22 protein-coding genes, 5 tRNA genes and 1 rRNA gene are annotated in these 21,466 nt (G+C 59.3%); 9 read left to right on the top strand and 19 right to left on the bottom strand.

Annotated elements, in window-relative coordinates:
* The 3 genes from MHK00_RS05255 to ramA form a co-directional block, all read right to left on the bottom strand.
* Window positions 1-106: ribosomal RNA gene (locus tag MHK00_RS05255) — 16S ribosomal RNA — on the bottom strand; the annotation flags it as partial.
* Between the two features lie 597 nt (window positions 107-703).
* On the bottom strand, window positions 704-1,972 hold the full coding sequence (murA, locus tag MHK00_RS05260) for a UDP-N-acetylglucosamine 1-carboxyvinyltransferase (RefSeq protein WP_005325837.1): 1,269 nt from the start codon (window positions 1,970-1,972) through the stop codon (window positions 704-706).
* A 21-nt stretch (window positions 1,973-1,993) separates the two neighbouring features.
* A complete protein-coding gene (gene ramA, locus MHK00_RS05265) occupies window positions 1,994-2,833 on the bottom strand; it encodes an acetate metabolism transcriptional regulator RamA (protein WP_250410772.1) in 840 nt (279 codons plus the stop codon).
* Window positions 2,834-3,096: 263 nt separating this feature from the next.
* Between ramA and cysK the strand changes: the two genes are divergently transcribed.
* Together cysK and epsC are read left to right on the top strand one after the other, a co-directional pair.
* Window positions 3,097-4,032, top strand: coding sequence for a cysteine synthase A (gene cysK, locus MHK00_RS05270; protein WP_005325832.1), 936 nt, complete (start codon window positions 3,097-3,099; stop codon window positions 4,030-4,032).
* 70 nt (window positions 4,033-4,102) lie between these two features.
* On the top strand, window positions 4,103-4,666 hold the full coding sequence (gene epsC / locus MHK00_RS05275) for a serine O-acetyltransferase EpsC (protein ID WP_034668818.1): 564 nt from the start codon (window positions 4,103-4,105) through the stop codon (window positions 4,664-4,666).
* A gap of 39 nt (window positions 4,667-4,705) precedes the next feature.
* On the opposite strand, the gene MHK00_RS05280 is transcribed toward epsC, so the two are convergent.
* The 6 genes from MHK00_RS05280 to MHK00_RS05305 all read right to left on the bottom strand — a co-directional run bounded on the left by MHK00_RS05280 (window position 4,706) and on the right by MHK00_RS05305 (window position 5,853).
* Window positions 4,706-4,996, bottom strand: coding sequence for a GNAT family N-acetyltransferase (locus MHK00_RS05280; RefSeq protein ID WP_005330054.1), 291 nt, complete (start codon window positions 4,994-4,996; stop codon window positions 4,706-4,708).
* A 48-nt stretch (window positions 4,997-5,044) separates the two neighbouring features.
* Window positions 5,045-5,117: transfer RNA gene (locus MHK00_RS05285), tRNA-Phe, on the bottom strand.
* Window positions 5,118-5,136: 19 nt separating this feature from the next.
* A tRNA-Asp gene (locus MHK00_RS05290) sits at window positions 5,137-5,210 on the bottom strand.
* Window positions 5,211-5,295: 85 nt separating this feature from the next.
* Window positions 5,296-5,610, bottom strand: a complete 315-nt coding sequence (locus MHK00_RS05295; RefSeq protein ID WP_005330052.1) for a DUF4288 domain-containing protein — start codon at window positions 5,608-5,610, stop codon at window positions 5,296-5,298.
* A 58-nt stretch (window positions 5,611-5,668) separates the two neighbouring features.
* Window positions 5,669-5,742, bottom strand: a tRNA-Asp gene (locus tag MHK00_RS05300).
* Window positions 5,743-5,777: 35 nt separating this feature from the next.
* Window positions 5,778-5,853, bottom strand: a tRNA-Glu gene (locus MHK00_RS05305).
* 82 nt (window positions 5,854-5,935) lie between these two features.
* On the opposite strand from MHK00_RS05305, the gene MHK00_RS05310 reads away from it, so the two are divergent.
* The gene (locus tag MHK00_RS05310) at window positions 5,936-6,268 is read left to right on the top strand and encodes a metal-sensitive transcriptional regulator (protein WP_005325826.1); all 333 of its coding nucleotides are present in this window, start codon (window positions 5,936-5,938) and stop codon (window positions 6,266-6,268) included.
* Between the two features lie 31 nt (window positions 6,269-6,299).
* On the opposite strand, the gene MHK00_RS05315 is transcribed toward MHK00_RS05310, so the two are convergent.
* Together MHK00_RS05315 and scpC are read right to left on the bottom strand one after the other, a co-directional pair.
* Window positions 6,300-6,372, bottom strand: a tRNA-Lys gene (locus MHK00_RS05315).
* 108 nt (window positions 6,373-6,480) lie between these two features.
* The gene (gene scpC / locus MHK00_RS05320) at window positions 6,481-7,983 is read right to left on the bottom strand and encodes a succinyl-CoA:acetate CoA-transferase ScpC (RefSeq protein WP_250410773.1); all 1,503 of its coding nucleotides are present in this window, start codon (window positions 7,981-7,983) and stop codon (window positions 6,481-6,483) included.
* A 191-nt stretch (window positions 7,984-8,174) separates the two neighbouring features.
* On the opposite strand from scpC, the gene dusB reads away from it, so the two are divergent.
* Together dusB and phoU are read left to right on the top strand one after the other, a co-directional pair.
* Window positions 8,175-9,320 carry a tRNA dihydrouridine synthase DusB gene (gene dusB, locus MHK00_RS05325; RefSeq protein ID WP_250410774.1) on the top strand — a complete coding sequence of 382 codons (1,146 nt, stop codon included), beginning with the start codon at window positions 8,175-8,177 and terminating at the stop codon, window positions 9,318-9,320.
* Between the two features lie 101 nt (window positions 9,321-9,421).
* On the top strand, window positions 9,422-10,150 hold the full coding sequence (gene phoU / locus MHK00_RS05330) for a phosphate signaling complex protein PhoU (RefSeq protein WP_250409067.1): 729 nt from the start codon (window positions 9,422-9,424) through the stop codon (window positions 10,148-10,150).
* A gap of 75 nt (window positions 10,151-10,225) precedes the next feature.
* On the opposite strand, the gene pstB is transcribed toward phoU, so the two are convergent.
* The 5 genes from pstB to mshD all read right to left on the bottom strand — a co-directional run bounded on the left by pstB (window position 10,226) and on the right by mshD (window position 15,384).
* Window positions 10,226-10,999, bottom strand: a complete 774-nt coding sequence (gene pstB, locus MHK00_RS05335; protein WP_005325820.1) for a phosphate ABC transporter ATP-binding protein PstB — start codon at window positions 10,997-10,999, stop codon at window positions 10,226-10,228.
* A gap of 51 nt (window positions 11,000-11,050) precedes the next feature.
* Window positions 11,051-11,965, bottom strand: a complete 915-nt coding sequence (gene pstA / locus MHK00_RS05340; RefSeq protein ID WP_179386948.1) for a phosphate ABC transporter permease PstA — start codon at window positions 11,963-11,965, stop codon at window positions 11,051-11,053.
* A gap of 14 nt (window positions 11,966-11,979) precedes the next feature.
* Window positions 11,980-13,026, bottom strand: coding sequence for a phosphate ABC transporter permease subunit PstC (gene pstC / locus MHK00_RS05345; RefSeq protein WP_250410775.1), 1,047 nt, complete (start codon window positions 13,024-13,026; stop codon window positions 11,980-11,982).
* 122 nt (window positions 13,027-13,148) lie between these two features.
* On the bottom strand, window positions 13,149-14,252 hold the full coding sequence (gene pstS, locus MHK00_RS05350) for a phosphate ABC transporter substrate-binding protein PstS (RefSeq protein ID WP_179386949.1): 1,104 nt from the start codon (window positions 14,250-14,252) through the stop codon (window positions 13,149-13,151).
* A gap of 214 nt (window positions 14,253-14,466) precedes the next feature.
* Window positions 14,467-15,384, bottom strand: coding sequence for a mycothiol synthase (mshD, locus tag MHK00_RS05355; protein WP_005325815.1), 918 nt, complete (start codon window positions 15,382-15,384; stop codon window positions 14,467-14,469).
* Between the two features lie 33 nt (window positions 15,385-15,417).
* Between mshD and MHK00_RS05360 the strand changes: the two genes are divergently transcribed.
* On the top strand, window positions 15,418-16,245 hold the full coding sequence (locus MHK00_RS05360) for an LmeA family phospholipid-binding protein (protein ID WP_005330041.1): 828 nt from the start codon (window positions 15,418-15,420) through the stop codon (window positions 16,243-16,245).
* On the opposite strand, the gene MHK00_RS05365 is transcribed toward MHK00_RS05360, so the two are convergent.
* Window positions 16,229-17,254 carry a diacylglycerol/lipid kinase family protein gene (locus MHK00_RS05365; RefSeq protein ID WP_251068492.1) on the bottom strand — a complete coding sequence of 342 codons (1,026 nt, stop codon included), beginning with the start codon at window positions 17,252-17,254 and terminating at the stop codon, window positions 16,229-16,231. The two genes, MHK00_RS05360 and MHK00_RS05365, sit on opposite strands and share 17 nt — an antisense overlap.
* Before the next feature lie 65 nt (window positions 17,255-17,319).
* Between MHK00_RS05365 and MHK00_RS05370 the strand changes: the two genes are divergently transcribed.
* On the top strand, window positions 17,320-18,015 hold the full coding sequence (locus tag MHK00_RS05370; RefSeq protein WP_005325810.1) for a heme-binding beta-barrel domain-containing protein: 696 nt from the start codon (window positions 17,320-17,322) through the stop codon (window positions 18,013-18,015).
* Here MHK00_RS05370 and MHK00_RS05375 read toward each other — a convergent pair.
* Entirely contained in the window at window positions 18,012-18,875 is an 864-nt protein-coding gene (locus MHK00_RS05375) for an aminodeoxychorismate lyase (RefSeq protein WP_250409057.1), read from the bottom strand. The genes MHK00_RS05370 and MHK00_RS05375 overlap by 4 nt on opposite strands.
* A 30-nt stretch (window positions 18,876-18,905) precedes the next feature.
* Between MHK00_RS05375 and ygfZ the strand changes: the two genes are divergently transcribed.
* Window positions 18,906-19,970 carry a CAF17-like 4Fe-4S cluster assembly/insertion protein YgfZ gene (ygfZ, locus tag MHK00_RS05380; protein WP_250409056.1) on the top strand — a complete coding sequence of 355 codons (1,065 nt, stop codon included), beginning with the start codon at window positions 18,906-18,908 and terminating at the stop codon, window positions 19,968-19,970.
* A gap of 140 nt (window positions 19,971-20,110) precedes the next feature.
* A complete protein-coding gene (locus tag MHK00_RS05385) occupies window positions 20,111-20,308 on the top strand; it encodes a DUF3073 domain-containing protein (protein WP_005330028.1) in 198 nt (65 codons plus the stop codon).
* 90 nt (window positions 20,309-20,398) lie between these two features.
* Here the strand turns inward: MHK00_RS05385 and purM are convergent, their stop codons facing one another.
* A complete protein-coding gene (gene purM / locus MHK00_RS05390) occupies window positions 20,399-21,451 on the bottom strand; it encodes a phosphoribosylformylglycinamidine cyclo-ligase (RefSeq protein ID WP_250409055.1) in 1,053 nt (350 codons plus the stop codon).
* Between the last annotated feature and the right edge of the window lie 15 nt (window positions 21,452-21,466).

Here is a 21,466-nt window from a genome sequence, read left to right on the forward strand (position 1 = left end):
CCGTTCGCCACTCGAGTACCCTGCAAGCAGGGCCTTTCCGTTCGACTTGCATGTGTTAAGCACGCCGCCAGCGTTCGTCCTGAGCCAGGATCAAACTCTCCACAAAAAAATTTCAGAACAAAATCCGAAACAGGCCGTGAAAAGCCCGAAACCCAACAAAAGAACAAACCACCACAAACCACAAAAGCCTGTGCTGGCGTCCAAAAAATTACTACAAAGAAAAAAATAAGTTCCCTCAACCCGACGGGGTCAAAAATAAGGAAACCAAAAAAGTTGAACACAATCACATGCCAACCAATCCATCTCAATGCAGCCGAAACACCAAACAGCATTCAAAAGAGTACGTGTTCCACATACCCAACCGGCACACACCAACCAACAAACCACTAAGCCTGCTGGCAGACAAACCAATCAACACACAACCATGCACACAAAAAATAAAAAGTACATTGGCACACTATTGAGTTCTCAAACATCATCCGCACACCACAAAAAATTAACCTACCGTTAACCTCTCGTTGGCGGCTCGTACAAACTTACTCAACTCAATGAACCCTGTCAAATCATCGAACCAAGTCCGTACAAAATTCGCTAGGAAGTAACCTCCCGGCTACCTCGCGGCGACTTCGATTAATGTAGTCCAACCCCTCCAACAATGACAAATCCCCAGCACACAACGGAAAACGGTGTGCTGGGGGCGTCGTTAAAAGAGCTCTTCTTCTTGAGTTCTTTCAATTGTGGCGCCGAGGCGCTGCAGGTTTTCTACAAAGTTGGGATATCCGCGGTCGATGTGGAAGACATCGTGGACCGTAGTGGTCTCATCCGCGCACAGTGCAGAAAGTACAAGACCCGCACCCGCACGAATATCGGAACTCCACACGTGAGTAGAAGAGAGTCGTTCTTTACCGCGGACTACTACATGGTGGCCGTCAACCTGGGCGTCGGCACCCAAGCGCAGCATTTCGTCCACAAAGCGGAAGCGGGATTCAAAGACATTCTCCGTAATGACGGTCGTTCCGTCCGCAATGGCAGAGATGCCAATAGCCATCGGCTGCAGGTCGGTGGGAAATCCCGGAAATGGCAGGGTCTGGTAGTCCACAGCCTGTGGTCGCTGATCCATGCGCACGCGGAAACCATTCTCATAGGTCTCTAGTTCCGCGCCGGCGGACTTCAGCTTTTCTAGCGGCAAGTGCAGGTGGCGCGGGGAAATTCCACCCACGGTGATATCGCCCTGGGTCATAGCGGCGGCATACGCCCAAGTGCCTGCCACAATTCGGTCACCAATAACCTCATGCTGGGTGGGCTGCAGCTTATCGACGCCGCGGATGGTCACCACCGAGCTTCCCTCGCCCTCGATATCGGCGCCCATGGACTTGAGCATGGTGCACAGATCGACGATTTCCGGCTCGCGAGCTGCGTTATGGAGAACGGTTTCCCCTTCAGCGAGGACCGCAGCGGTAAGGATATTTTCGGTTGCGCCTACGGACGGGAAGTCCAAGCGGATATTCGCACCCCGCAGGTGTGTAGCCTCTGCCACGACTGCACCGTGTTCAATACGGGTGGTGGCACCGAGCTTTTCTAGGCCGGTTTGGTGCATATCGAGCGGGCGGGAGCCAATCGCGTCACCACCGGGCAACGCTACCTTCGCGTGGCCACAGCGAGAGGTCAAAGGACCAAGCACGCAGACGGATGCGCGGAATTGGCGGACCGCGTCAAAATCCGCGTTGGATTGCGGCTGTGCAGGGGTAGTAATCCGGACCTCAGAGCCCTCGATGACTACCTCGCAGCCGAGCCCCTCGAGAACCTTCTTCATGAGGGGGACGTCCAGAATTTCTGGGCAGTTGGTCAGCGTCGTAGTGCCCTCCGCCAGCAAGGATGCGGCCATGAGCTTCAAGACGCTATTTTTCGCGCCATCTACTTTAACGGTGCCCTCAAGGCGGGCACCGCCGGAAACAATAAACTGATCTTTCACAACTGCCTACGCTACCGGTTCTTAGGGCAACGCGCCGATACGACGGGCTGCATTAACCGCCTCGTAGCGGGTATGCGCACCGAGTTTACGCATTACCGAGCGCAGATAAGACTTCACGGTTTCTGCGCCGATTCCCATTTCCTCAGCTGCTTCTACGTTGGTGTGGCCTAGGGCCACACAAGAGAGAACGTCGAGTTCGCGGGCGGAGAGCTTGGTGGATTGCTTCACGCGCACCGGCGAGACCATCTGGTCACACAGCGTCTCCAGCTCCTTGCGTAGCTCTTCGTCTTCTACGCGGTTGGCCAGCATGCGCAGCTTGGAGTGAGTGGAGCGCACTTGTTCCCACTCGGCACCGTTCATGACGTGGCCGCGGGCCGCTCCGCCCTTGGACCCATCGGCGCGTCGCATTGCGGAATTAACAGCCAGGTCTTGCTCGAGGGTGCGCGCGGTCATCGTCACTTCTTCGATGACCTTGTCACCCAAACGAACTGGGGAGTGCACGCCTACGTAGAGGACGCCGCGAATTTCGCGCTGCACCGTAACGGGCACGGCCACGATGGAGTGCAGGCCCTCATCTTGGATTACGCGGTCGTTCTCGTGCGAAATGGTGGTGGCACGAGTGTAATCGGATACACCTACCGCGCGGCGAGTGCTGACCACTCGCCCACCTACACCGACGCCAGAGTCAATGATCAGACTCTGCAGCGCTGGGGTGCGTAGCCCCACCCACTGTGTGATCTGCAGGCGATTATCGGGCAGCAGCGTGGCGTACATCGTCACTGGAATACCTGTAGCGGTCTTCAGGGACGACAGGGCCGCGCGTACGGATTCTTCATCATCTTTGAGGCGATGCGACTCCATGAGACTCTTTCCTCGTCGGGGGTAACCAAGCAGGTGTACCCGTCCTCCCCGGGAATTTGGGGACCAGCGGGCAACTGAGTGGAAGTATAGACAGCATGTGGGGGTAATTCGAAATCGCCCTCGGCTTATCCGGCGCTGCAATCCCACATGAAATGCCCGAATGCTCAGTCTAGAATTCATATACTGACTGGTCTACTTGTGTAGTGTACGCTTGCGTTGTACGCGATTTGAACCCAAATCTGATTCCCAAAGGAGTCCACAGAATGGCTGTCTACAACAACATCATGGAAACCATCGGCGGCACCCCGCTGGTCCGCCTGAACCGTATTACCGAGGGCAAGGGCGCTACCGTGCTTGCCAAGGTTGAATCCTTTAACCCGGCTAACTCCGTGAAGGACCGCATCGGCAAGGCCATCGTCGCAGCGGCCGAGAAGTCCGGTCAGCTCAAGCCGGGCGGCACCATCGTGGAGGCCACCTCCGGCAACACCGGTATTGCTCTGGCCCTGGCGGGCGCCACCTTGGGCTACAAGGTCATCCTGACCATGCCGGAGACCATGTCCAATGAGCGCAAGGTACTGCTGCGTGCCTACGGCGCAGAAATCGTGCTGACCCCGGGCGCTGCGGGCATGCAGGGCGCCGTCGACAAGGCGAATGAAATTGTCGCTGAGACCGATAACGCCATCCTTGCCGCACAGTTCGCTAACGAGGCGAACCCGAAGATTCACGAGGAAACCACCGGCCCAGAGATTTGGGAAGACGCCGAGGGCAAGGTTGACGCCTTCGTTGCTGGCGTAGGCACCGGCGGCACCGTTACCGGTGTGGGCCGCTTCCTGAAGTCCAAGAACCCAGACCTGCACCTGGCTGCGGTCGAGCCGTCCGACTCCCCTGTCCTGTCTGAAGGCCACGCTGGCCCGCACAAGATTCAGGGCATCGGCGCTAACTTCGTTCCTGAGGTGCTTGACCGCGAGCTTCTCGACGAAGTCTTTACCGCTACCACCGAGGAGTCCATCAAGGCATCCCGCGACCTGGCTACCCAGGAAGGCCTGCTGGTTGGTATCTCCGCCGGCGCTAACGTTTCCGCTGCTCTGAAGCTGGCGGAGCGACCAGAGTTCGAGGGCAAGACCATCGTGGTTGTCCTGCCGGACTTCGGTGAGCGCTACGTCTCCACCATCCTCTTCGAGGACATCCGCGAAGCTTAAAAGACTTCGCTTGAATAAAAGCACCCGCCAACCTTGGCGGGTGCCTTTTTTATGCCAGTACTATGTGGGCATGAACATTATGAGCTACATCCGTGAAGACTTAGCAAATGCAAGAGATCACGATCCGGCCGCGCGTGGCGACGTCGAAAATGCAGTAGTGTACTCCGGCCTCCACGCGGTGTGGTCTCACCGCATTTCGCACTGGATGTGGAAGCGCGGGCTGCGCGGGCCTGCGCGCATCTTGGCGCAGATTAACCGCTTCTTTACCGGCGTGGAGATCCACCCGGGCGCCACAATCGGCCGCCGCTTCTTTATTGACCATGGCATGGGCATCGTCATTGGTGAAACCGCAGAGATTGGCGATGGCGTCATGCTCTACCATGGCGTCACCCTCGGCGGCCAGGTGCTCACCCAGACCAAGCGCCACCCCACTATCGAAGACAATGTCACTATCGGTGCGGGCGCCAAGGTGCTCGGCCCCATTACGATCGGTGAAGGTTCGGCCATTGGCGCCAATGCCGTGGTGACGAAGGATGTTCCCGCCGAAAATATCGCGGTGGGCATTCCGGCCAAGAACCGTCCGCGCAACCCGAATGAGCGCATCAAACTGGTCGATCCCGACTACTACATCTAAATTCTTTCCCAGCGGCTCCCAGGCAACTGCGGGCCGCTTTTATATGCCTTCTGAGCGCAGCAGGTCGCGGTATTCGGGATTCTTTTCTATAAAGTGCGCCACTGCCGAGCAGGAAGCAATGACGTGCTTGCCGACGCCCCGGACGTCGTCAAGCGCTGCCTTAATCAGCGGCGCGGACAATCCTTGGCCACGGAAAGCATCCTTGATGACCGTGTGGTTGAACTCGCGGGTACTGCCGGCGTCTACGTAGTGGCACGCGCCCGCCTCAACACCGTCCACGGTAAGGACGTAACGGGACTTATCGGTCTGGTGTGCAATAGCGTGTTCCATGTGCCCATACTAAGCAAAAATGGCCCCTCTTACGAGGAGCCATTATTGTGGCCAGAGCCAGGATCGAACTGGCGACCCCACACTTTTCAGGCGTGTGCTCTACCGACTGAGCTATCTGGCCAGAAACCCGAAGGTTTCCGCGACCCTGACGGGACTTGAACCCGCGACCTCCGCCGTGACAGGGCGGCGCGCTAACCAACTGCGCCACAGGGCCATTTTTAATTGTGCGTGTGCTCTTGGGCACGGATAAATACTTTACAGAAGACTCCCAAGACTCACCAAATCAGCACGTCAGAACGCTATTTAGGCGGTGAAAGCGGATCTTTTCCACCCAAGTTCATCTCGAAGCGTTTGTAGTCTTCCAGCGAGGAAAAGTGCCGCGAATAGAGGTCACAATCTCGATCCACATGGCCGTAGAGGGCGGGTGCGACGTCGACAATGTGGCGCAGCTTCAGGCCCTCATATTCCTGCTCGCGAGTCCATTCAACGGCCTTGCGGTGCGCCTCCTCATCCGAATCTGCATAGATGAGAAAGAAGTCCTCTCGGAAGAAGTTAGAATGCTCCGAGCTTTCGGAGGCGAGCTCAAAGACAGCGATTCCGACGTATGGTTCCATGGCGCCAGCCTAACAAAACCAAAAGCAGCAACCGCCGAAGCGATTGCTGCTCATTCTGCGACCTTGACGGGACTTGAACCCGCGACCTCCGCCGTGACAGGGCGGCGCGCTAACCAACTGCGCCACAAGGCCAATCGAATATTCAATTCGAACCAACACTTTCGTGTTGGTACCCCCAACGGGATTCGAACCCGTGCCGCTGCCGTGAAAGGGCAGTGTCCTAGGCCGCTAGACGATGGGGGCCCGTCGCGCTAAGGCGACTTCTAGAAATATACTGGAGACCTCACCGAGTTACAAAATCGCTCCCCCAGAAAGATTAGGAACCATGTCTGACCAGCATCAAACGTGCTCCTGCCACGAGCCGCACGTGCACGGATATAACGCGGATTCTAAGAGCAAGGATCGCTACCTCGCCAGACTCAAGCGCATTGAGGGGCAGGCTCGCGGCATCCACCGGATGGTCGAGGAAGACCAATACTGCATCGACATCATCACCCAGATTTCGGCGGTGAAGTCGGCGCTGGAAAATGTCTCGCTAGCGCTCCTAGAAGACCATATTGAGCACTGTGTGGCCGGTGCCGCCGCCGAGGACGGTGAAGTAGCCACCGAGAAGCTAGAAGAGGCCATGCGCGCCATTAAGAAGATGGTGAAAAACTAAAAGGAGCCACCCGAAAAGGTGGCTCCAGTTGTGGGCCCTGTGGGGATCGAACCCACGACCTGCGGATTAAAAGTCCGTAGCTCTACCAACTGAGCTAAAGGCCCAACGTCGCTACATTTTAGCTTGCGGTATTTGCAAAGTCCTAATTAGGGGGCGTCGGCAAGCGAAAGGCGCCCAGCTCGCCGCTGAGCGCCTGCCGGGGAGTGGCTACATTAGCCGCGCATATCGCCCTTCTCCATGAAGCGGACCTGGAAGTCAAAGGCGGTCTTCAGGTCGTGCGGGGTGTGCTGGAACTTGTTTTCCTTGGCACGGTTGAAGTACTCCTCGAGCAACGGACGGTAATCCGGGTGCGCCACGGAGATGACCTTCTCCACGCGCTCCTTCGGCGCCAGGCCACGCAGGTCAGCCACGCCGTACTCGGTAATGATGACCATGGTGTCGTGCTCGGTGTGGTCCGTGTGGGACACGAACGGAACCAGCGCGGAAATTGCGCCATCCTTGGCCACGGACGGGGAAACGAAGGTGGAGATATACGCGTTGCGGGTGAAGTCACCCGAGCCGCCGGTGCCGTTCATGATGCGGGAGCCGGATACGTTGGTGGAGTTGATATTGCCGTAGATATCGGCCTCAATCATGCCGTTAGAGGAAATCAGACCGACGCGGCGAATGACCTCCGGGTGGTTGGAAACCTGCTGCGGACGGAGGATGATGTGCTTGCGGTAGCGCTCTGCCTCCTCATTCATCTTCTCCGCGTAGTCCGGGGACAGCGCGAAGGAGGTGGCGGAAGCCATGGTCATCTTGCCCGCATCGATGAGATCGAGCATGCCGTCCTGAATGACCTCGGTATAGGCCTGAATATTCTCAAACTTGGAATCCAGCAGGCCGGCCATCACGGCGTTGGGGACGTTGCCCACACCGGATTGCATGATGAACTTGTCATACTCAAGGCGACCAGCGGCAACCTCACCCTCGAGGAACTCGATGAAGTTGGCGGCGATCTTCTCGGAAATCTCGTCCGGTTCCTTAAACGGCGCGTTGCGGTCCGGAGCATCGGTCTTCACCACTGCAACAACCTTGTCCTCCGGCACCTCCATGTAGGTGGTACCGATGCGGTCGCCCGGCTTAGTGATAGGGATTGGCTGGCGGTTAGGCAGCTTTTCAATGCGGTAGATATCGTGCATGCCCTCGAGGTTGAGGGACTGCCACTCATTGATCTCAATGATGATTTTATCGGCAGCCTCGATGAACTCGAGGTTATTGCCCACTGCGGAGGACGGCACCACGTGGCCTTCTTCGGTAATGCGCACGGCCTCAATAATGGCTACCTGGAAGTCACCGTAGAAGCCCTCTTCTACCTGCTGGCCCGAGTGCGACAGGTGGATATCCTGATAGAGCGCGGTGCCATCATTGAACTGCTTACGCAGGGTGGGATCGGAGTTATAAGGAGAGCGGAAGCGAATCGCCTCGGCTTCCGCCAGAACACCATCGCAGTCCGGGGCGGTGGACGCGCCGGAGAAGACGTCGATCTTAAATTCCTCGCCCTTTTCATGGAGAGCCTTGGCCTTCTCTGCAATGGCGGTGGGCAGACCCTTGGGGTAGCCAGCACCGGTGAAGCCGGAAATGCCCACGCGGTCACCGTGGTTGACGTGCTGAGCAGCCTCTTCTGCAGAAACCACGAGCTTCTCGAATGGGGCGTACGCGATTCTCTCGGACAAGGGTAATCCTCCTTCATTAAGGGGCCAGCCAAAATAACGGCCGTTCTAATTAGTTACACAGCCCACATTAGCGAATCCTTGCAAGATTTCCACCACTTTTGTGTGACCTCTACCCCATAAAGCAGAAATAGGGAATGGCGCCACTGTGGGCCCGGTTGCTATTTTCCCCCGTTAACTAGCACAATTGGGGCGTGAATTTGCGCATTGGACACTACGACCTCTCCTCCCCCGTCATCCTCGCCCCGATGGCGGGGGTAACCAACGTTGCCTTCCGCACGTTGTGCCGAGAGCAGGAGCTGCAACGCACCGGCACGGTGTCGGGCCTCTATGTCTGCGAGATGGTCACCGCCCGCGCCTTGGTGGAGCGCAATGAAAAGACGCTGCACATGACCACCTTTGCGCCACAGGAAGATCCTCGTTCCCTCCAGATCTATACGGTGGATCCGGAATATACCTACAAAGCCGCAAAGATGATCGTCGACGAAAACTTGGCGGACCACATCGATATGAATTTTGGCTGCCCGGTTCCCAAGGTGACCCGCCGCGGCGGCGGTTCCGCGCTGCCTTATAAACGACGCCTCTTTGGCAATATCGTCTCCGCCGCGGTCAAGGCCACAGAGGGCACCAATATCCCGGTCACGGTAAAAATGCGCGTGGGCATTGACGACGAGCACCATACGCATCTCGACGCCGGGCGCATCGCCGTCGAGTCCGGTGCCGCCGCCGTTACCCTGCACGGCCGCACCGCCGCTCAGCGCTACTCCGGCGAGGCACGATGGGACGAAATCGCCCGCCTCAAAGAGCATCTGGCAGATACTGGCGTGCCAGTGCTGGGCAATGGCGATATCTTCCGTGCCGAGGATGCCCGCCGCATGATGGAACAGACCGGCTGCGACGGCGTGCAGGTAGGCCGCGGCTGCCTCGGCCGCCCGTGGCTTTTTGCCGAGCTCGGCGCCGCACTGCGCGGCGACTCCATTCCGGCAGAGCCCACCCTGGGCGAGGTCACCCAGGTAATCCTCCGCCACGCGGAGCTACTGGCGGAGCACGATGGCGAGGACAATGCTTCCCGCGATATCCGCAAACACATCGGTTGGTACCTGCGTGGTTTCCCAGTTGGTGGCCAGGTCCGCGCGGGCTTAGCCAAGGTCAATTCCCTCGATGCCTTGCGTGAGCTACTTGCACCTTGGGCAGAGTCCGATGCCCTGGCTGCCGACGCCGACGGAGCCCGCGGCCGCCAGGGCTCCCCATCCAAGGTGGCTTTGCCGGATGGTTGGCTCGACGATCCAGAAGACGACTGCGTTCCGGTTGCCGCTGACATTATGAACTCCGGCGGATAACCTAACAAAGATATAAGAGCAGCTAGGGGCACCCAGGAAACTCGCATTTATGCTCCACTTAAGTTGCGCAGGGGCCGAATTTTTTCGCTATTATCTTTGGCATGCGTGCCGCTTACAGGGAACACCTAGACAATTTCTCCCACGACCTCATCGTGATGTGCGATACCGTACGCGACATCATGGATAAGGCCTCCCTGGCGCTGCTGCAAGGCGCCTTGGACTCCGCGGAAGATGCCCTCACCATGACTGAGGAGCTAGATGAGATCCGCGCTAGGTGTTCTGAACGTGCCGTGAAACTCTTGGCCCTGGAAAACCCCATGGCACAGGACCTCCGTCAGGTGGTCTCCTCGATTTATATCGTGGAGGATCTCTACCGCATGGGCCGTTTAGCCCAGCACATCGCGGACTCCGCGCGCCGCCGCCACCCTGACGCCGTGGTACCGGCGAATTACATCGGCTACTTCGAGGAGATGTACCGCCTCACTGAAGAAATGGGGTCAGTGCTGCACGATATCCTCGTCACCCCTGATGCGGATTTGTCCGTCAACCTCCGTGCCGACGATGATGCGGTGGATGATATCAACTCCCATATTCTGCGCATCCTGACCCAGCGCGAATGGGAGGGCACCGTGCGCGAGGCAGTAGAGACCTCGCAAATTACGCGTTACTACGAGCGCTATGCAGACCACTGCGTCTCCGTGGCCGGCCACATCATCTATCTGACCACGGGTCTTTTGCCCAATGACTATGCCAAGAAACTAGAAGAGGACAAAAAGGACGCCGAATTTGAGGCACGGATGGCGGACCTCGAGCGTCAATTCCGCCGTTAGACGGATTTAAGCACCAAAGAAGGGGGCCGGTTCTTTCGAACCGGTCCCCTTCTCTCGGACAATCTCTCTTACTCTTTAGCCAAAGCGGCCAGAGATGTAATCCTCGGTCTCCTTCTGAGAAGGATTCTCAAAGATCTTGGTGGTGTCATCGAACTCCACCAGGTGGCCCGGCTTACCGGTTGCTTCTAGGGAGAAGAAGCCGGTCTTATCGGACACGCGGGCTGCCTGCTGCATGTTGTGGGTCACGATAACGATGGTGAAGTTTTCCTTCAGCTCGTGGATGAGGTCCTCCACAGCGAGGGTGGAAATCGGGTCCAGTGCGGAACAAGGCTCGTCCATGAGTAGCACCTCTGGCTCCACGGCGATAGCGCGGGCGATGCACAGACGCTGCTGCTGACCACCGGAGAGGCCGCCGCCTGGCTTGTCCAGGCGGTCCTTAACCTCGTCCCACAAGTTGGCGCCGCGCAGGGATTTCTCCGCGACTTCCTTGAGCTTCTTCTTGTTCTTTTCACCGGACAGCTTCAGGCCTGCCACGACGTTGTCCTCGATGGACATCGTGGGGAACGGGTTAGCCTTCTGGAAGACCATGCCGATGGTGTTGCGTACGGATACCGGGTCGACCTTCGGTCCGTAAATATTGGTGCCATCGAGCAGGATTTCGCCCTTCACGTAGGCGCCGGGGATGACCTCGTGCATGCGGTTGATGGTGCGCAGCACGGTGGACTTACCACAGCCGGAAGGGCCGATGAATGCGGTCACGGCCTGGGCCGGAATCTGCATATTCACGTTCTGCACGGCGTGGAAGTCGCCGTAAAAAATGTTCACGTCATTGAGCGCGAGCTTAGACATTTGGGAGTTTCTCCTCTAGCAAGTGTTTGGCGGAATCGAGTGGTACGGCGTTTACTTCTTAACCGAGAACTTCGCGGAAACGATGCGGGCCGCAATGTTGAGGACGGCGATGAGGATAACCAGCGTCAACGCTGCTCCCCAGAGCTTGTCCAGTACGGCGGGCTGTGCGCCGGCCTTGTACATATCCAGCATCATCAGTGGGAGCGAGGACTGAGAGCCCTTGAAGGCGTCCCAGTTGATGACGGAGGAGGAACCAACCAAGACCAGCACCGGCGAGGACTCACCCATCACGCGGGCAATCGCCAGCATGATGCCGGTGACGATGCCGGACAGGGCGGTAGGCAGAACGATGCGGGCGATGGTCTTCCACTTCGGAACGCCGAGTGCGTAGGATGCCTCACGCAGATCCATTGGGACCACGCGTAGCATCTCTTCGGTATTGCGCACCACGATCGGAATCATCAGCAGCACCAGGGACAGCGCCACGGCGAAGCCGGAGCGGCCGAAGCCGAACAGGGTGATCCACATGGCGAAGATAAACAGGGCAGCAACGATGGAAGGCACACCGGACAGGATGTCCACCATGAAGGTGGTGATGCGGCCGAGCCAGCCGCCCTTGGAGTACTCCACCAAGTAGATGGCGGTAAAGATACCGATCGGGATAGAGATAATGGAGGCCAGAATGGTCTGGACGAAGGTACCAACGATGGCGTGAGCGGCACCGCCGCCGGCAGAGCTATTCATGATGCCGCGCTGGGAGGCGGTCCACCACTCAGGGTTGAGGATGACGCCACTGCCGCGGGCGATGAGTTCCCACAGAACCCACACCAGCGGAATCATGGCCAGAATCATTGCGCCCCAGACCACCGCGGTGGCGATGTTATTGGTCATCTTGCGGGAGCCGGAGATATCCAGGAAGGTCGCGCCGCCTTGGGAGGCAGGCTTGGCATTAGTAGTCGTAGTCATTGATCCTCCCCTCCTTACTTATTCTTCACGATGGCGCGGGCAATTGCGTTGACCACGAAGGTCAGCAAGAACAGCATGAGGCCGGCGGCGATGTAGGCACCAGCGCGCATCTCGTTACCGAACTCGGCAGATGCCAGGGCGATGGCCGTGGCGAAGGTCGTGCCGCCGTCGAAAAGCGAGAAGCGGAAGTCAATCAGCGGGGAGACAACCATGTACAGCGCCATGGTCTCACCCAGTGCACGGCCCAGGCCGAGCATGGAGCCGGCGATGTAGCCGGACATACCGAATGGCAGAACGGTCATGCGGATAACTTCCCAGCGGGTAGCGCCCAGAGCCAGGGCGGATTCCACCTGGCCCGGAGGGGTCTGCACGAAGACCTCGCGCGCGGTAGCAGCGATGATCGGCAGAATCATCACGGCAAGCACGATGCCACCGGTAAACAGGTTGCGGCCGGTTGCAAACGACGGCGAGTTACCGAAGACGTGGAACAGGAAGAAGCCACCCGCCCAGGATTCCATCCAGGAGTAGAAACCGGACAGTGCCGGGCCAAGAACCTGCCAACCCCACAGGCCGTAGACGATGGACGGAACTGCAGCGAGCATGTCCACGAGGAAGCCGAGCGGCTTAACCAAGCGGGCAGGCGCGTAGTTGGACAGGAAGATGGCGATGGCTAGGGCCACCGGCATAGCCAGCAGAAGGGCGAAGACGGAGATGAGAACGGTGGTACCGAACATGGTCGGGATACCGAACTTCATCGCAGAGGTATCGGTGGTCTCCCATCGTCCGCCATAGGTGAAGAAGCCCATGATGCCGCCGTCGTTAACGCCTAGGGCGGGAACCGCACGCCACAGCAGGAAGGCGGCAATGGCGGCAATCATAACGGTGATGAGGGTTGCCGAAGCAGTGGACAGGAATTCAAAGACACGGTCGCCTGGGCGCTTAACGCCGCTATTGGAGCTGGTGGTAGCTACCTCGTCGTGTCCGCTGTTGGAGACTCGCTCGGCAGAGGTGGCGTTTGCATCCGTCTGCTCTGGAGCCGTGGTGAGATTATTGTCTGCCATGAGACTGTTAATCCTTTTCAGCGTTAAGAATGGAAAATATCGTTACATACCTGCGCCCCCAAAGCGCGAATCGTGTGCGGCAGTGGGGGCGGGGAGGTATTAAGCTATTGCAGCTTTAGCGCTTACTGCAGAGCGTCAACAGCAGCCTTCAGCTTGTCCAGGTGTGCACCCTCAACCGGGATGAATCCCTGCTCAGCCAGCTGGTCATCCTGGTGATCCAGGACGGTGGTGAAGAAGGACTTGACCAGCTTGGAGGTCTCCTCATCGTAGCCCTTGGAGCAGACGATGTTGTAGGTGGTCAGAATGAGCGGGTATGCACCCTCGTTGTCGGAGGAGAACAGTGCCTCGGAGTCAACAACCATGTTGTGCTCGGAGTCGGTCTTCTTGAACTCCAGGTTCTCCAGAGCCTTGTTGACGGACTCGGTGGACAGCTCAACCGGGCCGTGGCCGAAGTCGATCTTGGCCTTCTTGACGCCCTCGCCTTCCTTCTGGTCTGCGAAGCCAGCCTCGACGTAGGTGATAGCACCATCGATGCTTGCAACCTGGTCAGCAACGCCGGAGGAGCCGTTAGCACCCTCACCAACAGAGTCTGGGAACTGCTTGCCCTCGGAGTCCCAGTCACCGGTAGCGGCCTTCAGGAACTTCTGGAAGTTTGCGGAGGTACCGGACTCGTCAGAACGGAAGATGACGGTGATGTCCTTGTCCGGCAGGTCAGTGCCCTCGTTATCAGCAGCGATGGCCTTGTCGTTCCACTTCTTGATTTCGCCCTTGAAGATCTTGCCCAGGGTCTTGGTGGAGAGGTTAATCTCGGTGTCACCCAGGTTGTAGGCGATTGCAACCGGACCGATGGTGGTTGGCAGGTGCCATGCCTCGTTGCCATCGCAACGCTTAGCAGCAGCCTCGACCTCACCCTCGTCTTCCTTCAGAGCGGAGTCAGAACCAGCGAAGTCAGCCTGGCCATTGGTGAAGGCCTCAACGCCGGCGCCGGAACCGGAAGCGTTGTAGGACAGGGAAGCGTCTGGGTGATCCTCGGAGAACGCGGTCTGGAAGTAGGACATTGCGTTCTGCTGGGAGGATGCGCCGTCACCGACGAGCTCGCCGGAGACGTCCTCGCCACCAGCGGAATCGGAGGAGGAGCCAGACTCCTCAGAGCAAGCTACGAGAGCGGTGGAGGTTGCGGCTACGATGCCGAAGATTGCGGCAGTGCGCTTGAAGTTGCGAATCACGGGAAAACCCTTTCCGGTGCAGATCAGAGATTGATTGTCCGAGGAAACCGCATCTCCTAGAGAGATACTTCCTGCATCCCGCTCCGCCTTCTGGGGCGAGATGCAGGCGCACAGGTGCGGTTAACTCACAGGGTGTAAAGCTATCCGCAGGATCTGACCAAAAGGGTGCCAAGAGGTGAACACTGGGTGAACAAACGTCGTGCACCCCATGACGTTAGTCACACACGCCCCATACGACGTGCTCTTCATCGACTTCAAAGCCTAGGCGCTCATACGCCTTCAGCGCCGGATCATTATCCGCTTCTACATAAAGAATTACCCGCTGAGCTCCCTTTTCCACCATGCGGCGCAGGCCGATTTGCAGCAGCGGACCTCCCAACTTCTTGCCGCGGTAATCTTCCGCCAAGCCCACCACGTAGACCTCACCGAAGCCCGGAGTTTCCTCCGCATGCCACTTGGTCCAGTGGAAGCCGGCCAGGACCGGCTCCTCTGCCGTATCCCACAGGAAAAGCAGGTCTGCGGGGTCGAACCAGTCTGCCTCCATGCCACGGTGCAGGCGATCGAAATCCCAGCCGCCTTGTTCGGGATGCCAGGAAAAGGCCTCGTTATTGACCTTGAGCCACTGCTCTTCCACAAAATCCGTGCCCCACTTATCCACCGCTTCGGTGTAATTCAGGGCGGTCAGTGGCAAGCCTTCGGGGCGCGCAGCTGCTGCGAGCTCTTCTCCCCCGATACCCATGACCACCAGCTTGCGGGTGACCTGCAGATCGCGGGAGTGCGCCAGCGCCTGTGCCGCCGGCAGGTTTCCGTGGGCCCAAGCTTGCAGGTTGGGGGTCTTAGCGGCGGCGTCGTAAAGCGCGGCACCATAGCCCTGCCCACGGAAGTCAGGGGCAATGAATAGCTCGGCGGTAGAGCCCTCCAGACTGGCTACGCCGCATGGCTCCTCCCCTGCCCAGGCCACCAGGTGGCGGTGCTGCAAGCGGGAATCGCTAAGACCGTTGAGGAATTGCTCCGACAGCGGCGCCATCCCATCCTGGCGTTCGGCCTGCTCAGCCAGCGCTTTTACGCGGCGAGCCAGCTCCGGGGCGTCCGGCAGTTTTTCTTCCGTAATCTTAAAGGCATTGCTAGTCATAGGCCCCAGAATACGTAGGGTAAGAATGAAAGGGTGAGTGTTCTAAAGATTGACCGGCGCATCGTGCACGTCCTCCTCGTGGTGTGCGTGCTGATTGCGGCCTGGGTGGCGGATGCCTGCGTGGCTATGCACACGGAACACAAGGTGGCTCAAGCCGTGAAAGCCAATTCGCGGCTGGATAATACGCCGGATGTCTTCATCGGCGGCACCCCCTACGTGTGGGCGGCGGCTTCGAAGGAAATCCCTTATCTCGAGGTCAAGGCGCTGGACGTGGAGGTGCCCAAGCTGGGCATGGTCAACGCTTCGACCGTACTGCGCGATATCACCGTCACCCCAGAGCAGGTCATGAACGGAGATATTGAGGGCGCGCCCGTCTCCACCTATTCGCGCGGCATTTCCTTGGATGGTGTGGCCCTGGGCCGCCTGTTGGGAATTACCGATCTCTCGATTGCTAACCCGGACGATATTTCCCCCTCCGGTGGCACCTCTGCAGAAGCAGAGCTAACGGGCACCCTGCCTGGCGACGCCCACAAGTCCACCGCCAAGGTCACCCTCCGCCTGGTTGGTCCGGAGTTTCGCATGCAGGTCTATGACACGGACGATGAGCGCCTACAAAAGGCCTTTTCCCTCAACTTCGACACCCGCCAGCTGCCGCTTCCGGCGCAAGCGACCGCGGTAAAGATGCAGGGAGGAACCATTTCCTTCGAGGTACAGCGCCGCAATATCAAGGTGCAGCTGGCCCAGCTCTCCCCGCTAGAGATTGAAGGCTCGGAGCAAAAGGCCGTGGAAGAGGCGGAAAAGAAGGCCGCCGATACCAAGCACCGGGTCGGCCCCGCGCCGCAGACTAGCGCAGGCGAATAAAGTCCCGGAGAACTTCCTTCATCGTGCGCTGATGGGCCTCCCGCCTATCCTGCGGGGCGAATACCTCAATGGCATCCTTCACGGAGGCCAAGGTAACCGCGTCAAAGCGCCCCTCCGATTCTCCATCGGCTTGGAAGCGCTGCGGTTCGCGGCAGACTAGCGCTACCCGCATGGCGTCGTCGAAGGCCACCGTCTTTTCTTTGGTGAGCTTATTGAGCCATCCGCGCTTATCGGCACCGAAGAGGTGCAGCAGGCCGACGACGCCACCGAGCCCGCTAAACTCCTCCAGCCCAAAGAGGGCAAGGCCCTCGTCAAAGGAATTGCGCGGATTAGTTACTACCGGCAGCGGGCCCAGGAAGGTCCACGGGTTGGTATTGGAGGTAAACAGCAGTGGCACATCGTCCTTGTGCAGCTGCTCGCCGCTGCTGGATTCGGCCGTTACCGCGATATGCGGTGGGTTCTTCCGCGCACGGCTCCAGGCCCGAATGGCGACGTTGAGGTAGCGCAGCGGAGTTGCCGAAAATCCCTGCTCACGAGCGCGATCCACGCGGGCCAGGACATCCGCGTCCAAACCGAAGCCGGCATTTACGGCAAACCACCGCTCGTTCCACGTTCCTAGGTAAATGGTGCGGCGCAGATCCCGGTCGAGCATGCGAGCCAGCACATGGGTGGCCTCCATTGGGGTGTTGGGGAACCCTAGAGCGCGCACAAAGACATTGGCGGAGCCGGTAGGAATGACGGCCAGTGCCGGGATGGACTGCGGATCGGGGCGCTGCTCATCCGCCGGGCCGAGGAGCCCGTTGACTACCTCGTTGACGGTTCCGTCCCCGCCCACGGCAATGATGACGTCGTAGTCTTCCCTGGTCATTCCCTTGACCATCTCTTCTGCGTGGCCAGAGTAATGCGTAAATTTCACCTTGAGGTGCAGGCCCTCTACCGCTTGTAGGCAGGGAACGATTTGGCGGAAGAGGGCGTTAGTTTGTGAGGTCGAGTTTGGATTCGAGATCATCAATGCGTGCACGAGGTCCAAGTCTAGTAGTTAAAAAGGCGGGTGCACGACTAGGCTGGACGCCCATGAGCGAAAATAATAATGAAACCACCCCTGAAAACATCGAGACCACCGCGGCTTCCCACCCGGAAAACGATCCAGGAAAACTCAATGGCAACGATGCCGTGAACCAGGCTGCCGAGCAGTGGAAGGACGCCGCTAGCCGCAATATCCCCGCTCTCGAGCTGGGCGATACCCCGGTACCGGACGATACCGCGAACCTGCGCCAGGGCCCGTCGCTGCACGACGGCCTGCTGGGACTACTCCCCCTTGTCGGCGTCTGGCAGGGCGAGGGCCAGGCCCACGATACGAAGGGCCAGGAGTACACCTTTGGCCAGCAGCTGGTCATCGCCCACGACGGCGAGAATTACCTGACCTTTAGCTCCCGCACCTGGAAGATCGATACCGAAGGCAAGCCGGAAGGCCCATCCGTGCGCGAGACTGGCTTCTGGCGCATCTCGGAAAAGGATGAAATCGAGGTCACCTACACCTCTTCTACCGGCATCGTGGAAATCTTCTACGGCGAACCCTTCAATGACCGCGCATGGCAGCTGGAATCCGCCTCCACCATGGTCACTGAAACCGGCCCGAAGAACCTAGGCCCAGGCAAGCGCATGTACGGCCTCATGCCCAATAACAACCTGGGCTGGGTAGACGAGCGCATGGTTGATGGCGAGATGCGTCCCTACATGTCGGCGGAGCTCACCCGCATCGCAGGCTAAACTCCAAGCGCTGCATCAATAAGGTCTCGGATGACGTCCACGTTGTCCGGGGCCTTTAATTTTTTGTCATTGAGCCTAGTTACGCGCGCGGCAACGCGCACCGAGGACACCAACCACACCGAGTCCGCCTTTTCCAGATATTCCACGGTCAGCGGCTTGGCCTTGCAGCGATAGCCTTTCTCTTTGGCATGGGCGAAGAGCGCCGCTTGCGTGGTGCCGGGCAGGATCCCGCGCCCGGCCGCGGTGCGCAGTTTCTCGCCCTTGACGGCCACCACGGTAGAGGTGGCGCCCTCGAGAATTTCTCCGGTGTCCGGATCGGTGAGGATGAGATCCTCAAAGCCCTTCTCCCGCGCCATGCGCAGCATCGCCATGGTGGCCGCGTAATTGAGCGTCTTGGCGGGCAATTCCTCCGCTACGTGCCACAGGCGGGGGCTTGTCATGACGGCGACGCCGTGGGCGCGCTGCTCTAGCACCTTCTCCTCAATCGGCTGCACCACAACCCACGCGCTCGGCCGCCCCGTAGAAGCGCGCCCGCGGGTATAGGTCCACGTGCATTTAGCATCGCCTTGCTCGTCCCCGCAGAAGTCCGCGATGGCGAGCCGGGTGGCTTCTTCCCACTTGTCCATGGGCGGCTCCGGCAGGTTCATCGTGCGAGCTGAATCGCAGAAGCGCTGCGCGTGGCGCTGCAGGTTAGCGGCTTTGCCTCCGCGCACGAGCAGGGATTCAAAGATGCCGTCGCCGCGGGTGACCGCGGCATCATCGGCGTAGATGAGAGGCAGCGCGGGCATGTGCCTGCGTACCGACCCTCCAAAGGGCTCCACAACGTAGATGACCGGCTCTTTTCGCGGCGAAAACTTCATACTTTTGATTATGCCCTACCATCGGTAGTTGTGAGTTATTCTTCGCCTCTTCTGCAGCGCGCCGGTGCCGCGGAGCACCAGGACGCGACCGTACTCGATGCCCAGGGCGTAGCCTGGCACTATGGCAATCCGCTGGGCGAGCAACGGGCCGCCGATGGCGGCACCATCGTCATTGACCGCTCCCAGCGCCGCGTCATTCGCGTGAGCGGCAAGGATGCCGCCGAGTTTCTGAATAATCTGCTTTCACAGAAGCTTGACGACGCCCCCGTGGGTTTCACCGCCGGCGCCCTCGACCTAGACATCCAAGGCCACATCCTCCACCACATGGATATCGTGCGGACCGAAGATGCCTTTCTTATTGACGTCCCCGGGGCGCAATTCGACTCCCTCTTTAAGTTCCTCACCATGATGGTCTTTTGGTCCGAGGTCACCGTAGAGGAAGCCGATATCGCCATCCTTACCCTCCTGGGTGAGGCCGATGTTTCGCTGCCACCCATGGTGGAGTTTTCCCGCCAGGTCCAGTGGCCGGGAATCAAGCGCGTTGACCTGGGCATTCCGCGCGAATCCTTGGTCGAGGCAACGAAACACCTGGAGGAATCCGGTGCACGGCTAGCGGGGCTCATGGCGTTTACCGCCGAGCGCGTGCGTGCCCGCGAGCCGGAGCTGGCAGCGGACCTGGATAATAAGTCCATCCCCCACGAGGTGCCGCAGTGGATCAGCCGCAGCGCCGCTAATCCGGCCCACGTTCACCTCAATAAGGGCTGCTACCGCGGCCAGGAAACGGTGGCGCGCGTAGAAAATCTGGGCCGCTCCCCTCGCCTATTGGCGCAGCTGCACCTCGACGGCTCCGCGCCACAACGTCCAAATGTGGGCGATGACATTACTTTCAATGGACGTAAGGTAGGCCGCATCGGCACGATTGTGGATGACTGCGATTTCGGCCCCATCGCCCTAGGCCTAGTGAAGCGCTCTGCGCTGGACGCCGGCACCCTAGAAGTGGGCGATACCGCGGCGTCTATCGATCCTTCCTCCATCCCCGAGGATGAGGGCCCCAAGGCTGGGCGCGAGGCAGTAAACCGGCTGCGCGGGCGTTAGATCTCCCACTAGCTAGGGGGCGGTGCGGAATTTTTTCGTCACACAGGCTATTGTGTCTTACAGGAAGATACTCAATAGACAAGTCGATGGGGCGCCCAAGAATCCCTGGCGCGCCCTACTAACCCAAGGGGGTCATGCACATGGGACGCGGACGCGCAAAGGCAAAGCAGACCAAAGTTGCACGCCAGCTCAAGTACAACTCACCCGAGATGGATATCGAGTCCCTACAACGGGAACTCGCCGCACAGCAAGAGGGTGACTCCCGCGATTATGAAGAGGATGACCCATACGCCGACTACGTCGACGAATGGGACGATGACGACCGCGACGAACGCTAATCTTCCGCTCGCCGCCGGATAGCTCAAGGGCCCTAGGAAATCTCCTAGGGCCCTTCCTCATACCCTCCCCCTGGCAGGGGCAGGGCCCTGCTAGAAGTTGGGGTGCTCGCCGTGCATGACCACGCGCGGCTCCTCGCCGGAGGCGGAGCGGACGGTGCCCAGCTCCCACGCATCGATGTGGCGTGCGGTAAGCATTGCCAGGGCACGGTCACGGTCTTCGGGATTGACTACGGCAATCATGCCGACACCCATGTTGAAGGTCTTCTCCATTTCCGCCAGCTCCACCTTGCCCACCGAGGAGATGAGCTTGAAGATCTGGCCTGGGGTCCAGGTGGCGCGGTTGATATCGGCTGCGAGACCCTCTGGAATGACGCGCTCGAGGTTGCCTGCCAGTCCACCACCGGTGACGTGGCAGAAGGTGGATACGGAGCATTCGCTGGCCACAGCCAGGCAGTCCTTGGCGTAAATGCGGGTGGGCTCCAGCAGCTCCTCGCCGAGGGGACGACCGAGCTCTTCCACGTGGCCGTCGAGAGGCATGCCAGCCTGCTCCAGCAGGACGTGGCGGGCCAGGGAGTAACCATTGGAGTGTAGGCCGGAAGAGCCCATAGCGATGAGCACGTCACCCTCACGGACCTTATCTGGGCCGAGTACTCCATCGGCCTCAACGACGCCGACCGCGGTAGCGGAGACATCGTATTCGTTTTCTTCCATCATGCCGGGGTGCTCGGCGGTCTCACCACCCAGCAGCGCGGCACCGGCCTGCACACAGCCCTCGGCGATGCCCTTGACTACCTCGGCCACCTTTTCCGGCACGACCTTGCCTACGGCGATGTAGTCCTGCAAAAAGAGTGGCTCCGCGCCGCAGACAACGAGATCGTCCACACACATCGCGACGAGGTCGATGCCGATGGTGTCGTGCTTATCCATGGCTTGGGCCACGGCCAGCTTGGTGCCGACGCCGTCGGAACCGGCGGCCAAGATGGGCTCCTTGTAATCGCCGAGCTTGAACAGGCCAGCAAAGCCGCCAAGACCGCCCAGAACCTCAGGGCGGGTGGCGCGCTTAGCGTGCGGGGCGAAAAGTTCTACGGCGCGGTCACCCTCTTCGATGCTGACGCCGGCTGCTGCGTAAGTATTGTCACTCATGGTTTCAGGTGTCCT

The organism is Corynebacterium tuberculostearicum (assembly GCF_022347385.1).
Lineage (GTDB): Bacteria > Actinomycetota > Actinomycetes > Mycobacteriales > Mycobacteriaceae > Corynebacterium > Corynebacterium tuberculostearicum_M.

Bases quoted from the DNA above. Each gene is read 5' to 3' on its own strand.
- ramA (WP_250410772.1), bottom strand. From the start codon at position 2,833: ATGGAGTCGCATCGCCTCAAAGATGATGAAGAATCCGTACGCGCGGCC.
- cysK (WP_005325832.1), top strand. From the start codon at position 3,097: ATGGCTGTCTACAACAACATCATGGAAACCATCGGCGGCACCCCGCTG.
- epsC (WP_034668818.1), top strand. From the start codon at position 4,103: ATGAACATTATGAGCTACATCCGTGAAGACTTAGCAAATGCAAGAGAT.
- MHK00_RS05280 (WP_005330054.1), bottom strand. From the start codon at position 4,996: ATGGAACACGCTATTGCACACCAGACCGATAAGTCCCGTTACGTCCTT.
- MHK00_RS05295 (WP_005330052.1), bottom strand. From the start codon at position 5,610: ATGGAACCATACGTCGGAATCGCTGTCTTTGAGCTCGCCTCCGAAAGC.
- MHK00_RS05310 (WP_005325826.1), top strand. From the start codon at position 5,936: ATGTCTGACCAGCATCAAACGTGCTCCTGCCACGAGCCGCACGTGCAC.
- phoU (WP_250409067.1), top strand. From the start codon at position 9,422: ATGCGTGCCGCTTACAGGGAACACCTAGACAATTTCTCCCACGACCTC.
- pstB (WP_005325820.1), bottom strand. From the start codon at position 10,999: ATGTCTAAGCTCGCGCTCAATGACGTGAACATTTTTTACGGCGACTTC.
- pstA (WP_179386948.1), bottom strand. From the start codon at position 11,965: ATGACTACGACTACTAATGCCAAGCCTGCCTCCCAAGGCGGCGCGACC.
- pstC (WP_250410775.1), bottom strand. From the start codon at position 13,026: ATGGCAGACAATAATCTCACCACGGCTCCAGAGCAGACGGATGCAAAC.
- mshD (WP_005325815.1), bottom strand. From the start codon at position 15,384: ATGACTAGCAATGCCTTTAAGATTACGGAAGAAAAACTGCCGGACGCC.
- MHK00_RS05365 (WP_251068492.1), bottom strand. From the start codon at position 17,254: ATGATCTCGAATCCAAACTCGACCTCACAAACTAACGCCCTCTTCCGC.
- MHK00_RS05370 (WP_005325810.1), top strand. From the start codon at position 17,320: ATGAGCGAAAATAATAATGAAACCACCCCTGAAAACATCGAGACCACC.
- MHK00_RS05375 (WP_250409057.1), bottom strand. From the start codon at position 18,875: ATGAAGTTTTCGCCGCGAAAAGAGCCGGTCATCTACGTTGTGGAGCCC.
- MHK00_RS05385 (WP_005330028.1), top strand. From the start codon at position 20,111: ATGGGACGCGGACGCGCAAAGGCAAAGCAGACCAAAGTTGCACGCCAG.
- purM (WP_250409055.1), bottom strand. From the start codon at position 21,451: ATGAGTGACAATACTTACGCAGCAGCCGGCGTCAGCATCGAAGAGGGT.